At 34.5% G+C, this 6,376-nt stretch carries 7 protein-coding genes and 1 pseudogene; 7 read left to right on the top strand and 1 reads right to left on the bottom strand.

Annotated features, from left to right (window positions below; all coding sequences use genetic code 11):
* Positions 1-319: 319 nt before the first annotated feature.
* The 7 genes from MNY27_RS10590 (at position 320) to MNY27_RS10560 (ending at position 5,983) form a co-directional block, all read left to right on the top strand.
* Positions 320-571 carry a hypothetical protein gene (locus MNY27_RS10590; protein ID WP_346392309.1) on the top strand — a complete coding sequence of 84 codons (252 nt, stop codon included), beginning with the start codon at positions 320-322 and terminating at the stop codon, positions 569-571.
* A gap of 5 nt (positions 572-576) precedes the next feature.
* On the top strand, positions 577-960 hold the full coding sequence (locus MNY27_RS10585; RefSeq protein WP_346392308.1) for a zeta toxin family protein: 384 nt from the start codon (positions 577-579) through the stop codon (positions 958-960).
* Positions 954-1,247 (top strand): zeta toxin family protein, encoded by a 294-nt coding sequence (locus tag MNY27_RS10580; RefSeq protein WP_346392307.1) that lies wholly within the window; start codon positions 954-956, stop codon positions 1,245-1,247. The genes MNY27_RS10585 and MNY27_RS10580 overlap by 7 nt, the downstream gene beginning before the upstream one ends.
* Complete coding sequence (locus tag MNY27_RS10575) at positions 1,244-1,429, top strand: hypothetical protein (protein WP_152183438.1); 186 nt, start codon at positions 1,244-1,246, stop codon at positions 1,427-1,429. Before MNY27_RS10580 ends, MNY27_RS10575 begins: the two co-directional genes overlap by 4 nt.
* Positions 1,430-1,685: 256 nt before the next feature.
* Complete coding sequence (locus MNY27_RS10570) at positions 1,686-3,854, top strand: STT3 domain-containing protein (protein ID WP_152183449.1); 2,169 nt, start codon at positions 1,686-1,688, stop codon at positions 3,852-3,854.
* A gap of 102 nt (positions 3,855-3,956) precedes the next feature.
* Positions 3,957-4,784 carry a UTP--glucose-1-phosphate uridylyltransferase GalU gene (gene galU, locus MNY27_RS10565; RefSeq protein WP_152183450.1) on the top strand — a complete coding sequence of 276 codons (828 nt, stop codon included), beginning with the start codon at positions 3,957-3,959 and terminating at the stop codon, positions 4,782-4,784.
* Complete coding sequence (locus MNY27_RS10560; RefSeq protein ID WP_152183451.1) at positions 4,784-5,983, top strand: glucose-6-phosphate isomerase; 1,200 nt, start codon at positions 4,784-4,786, stop codon at positions 5,981-5,983. Before galU ends, MNY27_RS10560 begins: the two co-directional genes overlap by 1 nt.
* Positions 5,984-6,013: 30 nt before the next feature.
* Here MNY27_RS10560 and MNY27_RS10555 read toward each other — a convergent pair.
* Positions 6,014-6,256 (bottom strand): annotated as a pseudogene (locus tag MNY27_RS10555) (glutathionylspermidine synthase family protein); the annotation flags it as partial.
* Positions 6,257-6,376 lie beyond the last annotated feature (120 nt).

Here is a 6,376-nt window from a genome sequence, read left to right as displayed (position 1 = left end):
TACCAACAGTCATCTGCTTGTCGGTATAGTTTTCTCTATATCGAATGAGAAATATTTTATCAACAACTTTGTTGTTTTCATTGACTATCTCTTTGTAAAAGACACCTTCATATTTGGTTGACATTTTTTTATTTAATGTTTTTAGAGTTGCCATCACTTTTTCCATTTAGAATGAAATCTATAAGTGATAGTAAAATAAAAATGCTGTTGCTTCCCTTATGCTGGGAAATAGAGGAGATTTGATAAAAGATGAAGAAGTTTGATAATCTCAAAAAATAGCTAAATGTGCTATAATTATAAAAAAGAGGGGGAGTGTGTGATGCAAACTAAATTTCAACCAATGTTACTTTTAACTGTAAACAACTCCATAGATAATAAAAAGAAGCATTTTACTATAGATAAATTGTGTCGACTTTTTAATAAAGAGCAAAATTTTACTAATGTAGAAAAATATGCACTCGACACTATAAAAACGGAAGCATCACCTGAAGAATTATCTTGGTTTAGTAAAGATTATCATATTCCTCTTTCGAAAATAAAACATGTTTTATCAATAAGTTTATATAATTAGACTATATGAAGACAAAACAAAAGTTTGAAAAAACAGCAATCAAATATTTAAAAGAAAATAGAAAAGATTTCTTTAACCATTATATTTCCGATAAATTTCCCATAGATGAAAAAATTACATATTTTACAGCTGGTCCCAGTGGTGCTGGTAAAACAGAATTTATTCAAAAATTTATTGAATTTGAGAGTAATCTTTTACATCTGGATATAGATATAATACGGGATTTTTTTAAACCAGTTGGATATGATGGCAAAAATAGTGATATATTTCAAAAGCCTGCAAGCTGGGGTGTACAGTTTTTATTTGATGAAGCTGTAAAGTATAGAGGACTCTCTTTGGTTGTAGATTCAAATTTTTCCATTTACAAACAGCTAAAGAAAATATGTTAAAATTATTAAAACAAGATTATAAAATAGAAATATTTTATATCTATAATGACTTAGAAAAATGCTTTTTATATACAAAAAAACGAGAATCAGTAACAAATCGGCTTGTTCCTGAAGATGTTTTTTTAAATAGTGTTGTAAAGTCAAGAAGTGTAACAGCTGAAATAAAAAAGTTATTTGGGGAAAATATAGCTTTACATGTAATTGATAAAAGAGATAATAGCTATTACAAAGATGTTAGTTATACTCAATTTAACGATATAATTCCAGAATATAAGGCTCAAATATGACGAAACAAATGAACCCGATGTTAAGAGAAGAAAATAGACAAAAACTTATAGAAGAAGCTATGCAGGCTATATCAGACAAGCAAGCTCAAGTGATAAAACAAGCTGATAAAATCATTGGAAATGTTGCAATGTTTGAAGCTAATGTTCACAAAAAATTTATGTCAAGTTTTGCAAAGCAATAATATTATTTAGAGTGTATTAAGTCCTTGATAAGTCCGTACGAGATTATTTATTTTGAAATATTTTGATAAAATCTGAGGAAGATGAAACTTGATTCAATCCCTTAAAGTAGGCTATTATATGGGGTGTGATAAGATTTAAGAAAATATGACAATTCGGTTTTAACCGACTGTTAATCACTTGGTCACTGGTTCGAATCCAGTATCCGGAGCCACTTTTTTATGTTATAATTCCTCCACTTTATCCGAGGAATAGAACTTGACAGAAACTTCACAAGAAACAAAATTAACACTTTTTTATATCTCCATAGCTTTTACTTTTTCAGTTCTGATGCGTCTTATTTGGGTTTATCATTTTGCGGATTATGAACCTTTTTATTTTAATGGGCAGTTTATGATAAATACTAATGATGGTTATATTTGGGCTGAAGGTGCTAGAGATCTGCTCTTGGGAACGACTACAAATCCAAATGCAAAAGAGTACTTTGACAAATTCCATCAGCTTTATGACCTCTCTCCTGTAACTTCTGCAGCATCACAGCTGACAGCTTTATTCGCAAAAATCTTACCATTTTCTTTTGAATCAGTCATCTTTTATATGCCGGTATTTTTAAGCTCTTTAGTGGTTATTCCAATCATTTTAATTGCACGAGTGATGAAAAACTTGGAGATGGGGCTTATCGCTGCACTGCTCGCATCTATCGCTTGGAGTTACTATAACCGTACGATGGCAGGGTATTATGATACCGATATGCTCAACATTGTACTTCCAATGTTCTTACTTTGGTCTATTATCTGGGCAGTAGAGACAAACAGAAATATCTACTTAATTATAACAGCGATAGATATTCTGATCTATCGCTGGTGGTATCCGCAATCTTACTCTTTGGAGTTCTCATTTTTTGGCCTTATATTAGCATATGCGTTGATTTTTGATCGTAAAAATCTTTTTAATTATAAACTGCTTGCAATTATGATGCTTGCTATGATGAATGGCGATGGCTTCTTACGTCTTGGTCTTGTAGTTGTAGTATATATTCTTTTTAGAGATAAAAAATATGACAAATATGTTTTTTATATTTTAGGTCTTGCCGTTGCTGCATTCTTAGTCTCCGGTGGGCTCTCTCCTATCTGGGCACAGTTAAAGGGCTATGTATTTAGAGACAGTGTCAGTGCTACTGATAAAGGACTTGGACTCCACTTTTTTACTGTTATGCAAACCGTACGTGAGGCAGGGCATATCCCATTTGAGACATTTGCAAATCGCATAAGTGGGCATACTGTTACATTTTTAATCTCACTGGCAGGGTATCTCTACCTACTCTATAAACACCGCATTATGCTCTTTTCTCTTCCACTGGTCGGGCTTGGCTTTTTAGCTTATGTTGGCGGGCTTCGTTTTACTATCTATGCTGTGCCTGTTTTGGCTTTTGGTATTGCATATCTCATCATAGAAATAGCGCGTATAATGCCTACTGCAAAGTTAAAATATCTCAGTATGATAGCATTTACGCTTGCCATTATATTCCCAAACTACAAACATATAGAAGCTTATAACGTACCAACTGTTTTTAATGCCAATGAGGTCCAAGTACTTCAAGATTTAGGCAAAAAAGCAGACAGAGAAGATTATGTCATCTCTTGGTGGGACTATGGTTATCCGATTCGTTACTATGCAGATGTAAAGACTTTGAGTGACGGAGGAAAGCACAGTGGGTCTGTGAATTTTCCGGTAAGTTTTATGCTCACGCATACACAAGAAGAAGCCGCAAAGATGGCACGCCTTGATGTTGAGTATACGGAAAAGACATATGCTTTTAGAGATACACATAAAGAAGAGATATCTGATAAAAACTTGACAATTTTCTCAAATATTGAGCAGATGACAAAAGATTATGGTTTTAAAAATACAAATGATTTTCTTGCAACACTCAAGTCTGATATAAAACTACCGAAAAAGACAAGAGACATCTACTTTTATCTACCGTTTCGTATGACGAGTATCTATCCTACGGTTACACTTTTTTCAAATATTGACTTGATGAATGGGCGACAAGGAAGACAGCCATTCTTTTATGTTGCTAGAAGTTTTAAAGATCTAGGATCAAAGATTCAGCTTGGAGCCAATATATTTTTAGATAAAAGAACACTGAATCTGACAATTGGCAATAAAACAATGCCAATTCGCAGATTTGTAAAAACACAATATACAAAAGATATGAAACTCCAAAAAAATGTGCAGCTTGTAAATTTTAGCTCGGACATTAGTGTGATATATATGGTTAATTATAATACTATGCTTCTTGTTGATGAAAAAACATATAACTCTATGTATATACAACTGATGGTACTTGAAGATTATGATCCAAAACTTTTTGAACCGGTTATTTTAACGCCGAGTGCAAAAGTCTATAAATTAAAAATATGAAAACCTAAAGGGCAGGGTTAAAACCCTGCTTCCAAAAGAGTTGCCAACTGTCTTTGGAATCCGGGATTTATCCCGGGAAAAAAACTGATACAAAGGATACCAATGAAACCGATCAAAAAATGTCTTTTCCCTGCAGCAGGTTATGGAACACGATTTTTACCGGCTACCAAAGCCATTCCAAAAGAGATGTTGCCTGTTCTTACAAAACCACTTTTACAGTATGGTGTTGAAGAGGCCATTGAAGCAGGGCTGAGTACGATGGCCATAGTTACCGGTCGTGGAAAACGGGCAATCGAAGATCATTTTGATATCTCTTACGAGCTTGAGCATCAGATAAAAGGAACTACAAAAGAAGAGTACCTCACGCAGATTCGTAATGTTATCAATGCTTGTACATTCTCTTACACGAGACAGATTGAGATGAAAGGTTTGGGGCATGCTATTTTAACAGGTGAGACTTTGATAGGGCAGGAGCCTTTTGCCGTTATACTAGCAGATGATTTGTGTGACAATGACTCAGATGGGGTTTTAACACAGATGGTAAAACTATATGAAGAGCATAAGTGCTCCATTGTTGCCGTTGAAGAGGTTCCACAGGCAGACACAAATAAATACGGTGTCATAGCAGGAGATTTTATTGCGGATGATTTAGTCCGTGTAAAAGATATGGTGGAAAAGCCGGATCCAAAAGATGCCCCTTCAAATCTGGCGATTATAGGTCGATATATCTTAACACCAGATATCTTTGATATCTTGCGTGAGACAAAACCTGGAAAAGGCGGAGAGATTCAGATAACGGATGCACTTCTAGAACAGGCAAAAGAGGGAAGAGTTTTGGCTTACAAGTTTCAAGGAAAACGTTTTGACTGTGGAAGTGTAGATGGTTTTGTGGAGGCAACAAACTATTTTTATGCAAAGAGTAATAAATAATGCAATATAAGCACAACTTCAATCCAACTATCTCTGATGAAATTGTTTTTGCAGAGATTCTCAAAGAAAAAGAGCTGATTGGGTATTATGAACTTCCATTTATTGATACAAATCCTTTTAAAGAGTATGCCCATAGTGTAAAACAGAGTAATATCGTCGTAATTGGAATCGGTGGAAGTACACTCGGTACATATGCGATTTACAAGTTTTTAAAACACTCACGCAACTTAGAAAAAAAACTCTTCTTTTTAGAAACAACAGACCCCATAGATATCAAATCAAAGATAGAAGCAATAGATTTAGAAGATACTCTCTTTATTGTCATCTCTAAATCAGGTACAACCATAGAGACAGTCTCAATCTTCAAGTACATTAATTCTCTTGTAAAATGCGATAAAAACAACACTATAGTCGTCACAGAGAGTGATTCGAAACTACAAGCCTTTGCAAATGCCAATGAGATGGTGAGTTTTGAGATACCCAAAAATGTAGGTGGGCGTTTCTCTGTATTTTCAGCTGTTGGACTGCTGCCTCTTGCTATTGTAGGTATAGATATAGATGAGCTCTTATGTGGTGCTAAAAAAATACATGATGATTTTTTTGCAAAACGAGAGTTTTATACACGCATCTTGAAAAAGGCACGTTTTTTAGTAGAGTATAAGTACAGCTTTAACATTAACGTTGTCTTTTCATACTCTTCAAGACTCGAGGGATTTAATAAATGGTATATTCAGCTCTGGGGAGAGAGTTTAGGTAAAGTGGATATTAATGATACAAGGCAGGGACTTACCCCTATTGGTATCATAGGTCCAATTGATCAGCACTCTTTTTTACAACTTATAGTAGAAGGAAGACGTGACAAGACCGTTACAGTCATTAAAGTAGAGAACTTTGATAATGATTTGAAGATTCCAGACATTCAGCTTGAAGGCTTGGAAGACTTGGATTATCTCAATGGTATAGCTTTTTCTGATCTGATTAACAAACAGGCTGATGCAACTATTGAGTCTATCAATAACCTCAATGATATTCCCTGTGATGTCATTACAATAGATGGAGTATGTGAGAGTGCTATAGCTGCTTTAATGTATGAATATGAACTTCTCACATCCCTCTGTGCAAAGTTTATGTATATAGATGCATATAATCAGCCAGGTGTTGAAGCTGGAAAAATTATTTTAAACAAAAAACTTCAATAATCCGGCAAATTGTAACGCCATTTTTATAGTCTAATCGACTATAACATGCCCTACAAATTTACTCATATTATCTAAAATCTCTCCACCTTTTCGAAATCCGAGTCCACAGGCTTCATAGGCAAAGAAAACACCTGCTTGGTATTTTGCCCTTTGTTTATCGTTTGGAAACTCTACATATTGTTGGTAAACTTTGTTGTAATTATCATAAGGACCATCTGTCTGAGTGAGTATCTTTCCATCGGCATCTATGATTTTTGTATTTGCCCCTTCTCTGTAGATACGCATCAACTTGGCCACCCGTACGCATTAACACTTGGCCACTTGAGTGCTAAAAAATATTCTTACGACATTGTAGCATAGGGTGGCCAAATAAATTACTGATTTGCAAGTAAT

This window comes from Sulfurimonas sp. NWX79 (assembly GCF_039667035.1).
Taxonomy (GTDB): domain Bacteria; phylum Campylobacterota; class Campylobacteria; order Campylobacterales; family Sulfurimonadaceae; genus Sulfurimonas; species Sulfurimonas indica.
Note: the sequence above shows the minus strand (reverse complement) of the source record. Positions and strands in the feature narration are given on the sequence as shown.

Excerpts from the sequence above, each read along its gene's own strand:
- MNY27_RS10590 (WP_346392309.1), top strand. The coding sequence starts at position 320 with ATGCAAACTAAATTTCAACCAATGTTACTTTTAACTGTAAACAACTCC.
- MNY27_RS10585 (WP_346392308.1), top strand. The coding sequence starts at position 577 with ATGAAGACAAAACAAAAGTTTGAAAAAACAGCAATCAAATATTTAAAA.
- MNY27_RS10580 (WP_346392307.1), top strand. The coding sequence starts at position 954 with ATGTTAAAATTATTAAAACAAGATTATAAAATAGAAATATTTTATATC.
- MNY27_RS10575 (WP_152183438.1), top strand. The coding sequence starts at position 1,244 with ATGACGAAACAAATGAACCCGATGTTAAGAGAAGAAAATAGACAAAAA.
- galU (WP_152183450.1), top strand. The coding sequence starts at position 3,957 with ATGAAACCGATCAAAAAATGTCTTTTCCCTGCAGCAGGTTATGGAACA.
- MNY27_RS10560 (WP_152183451.1), top strand. The coding sequence starts at position 4,784 with ATGCAATATAAGCACAACTTCAATCCAACTATCTCTGATGAAATTGTT.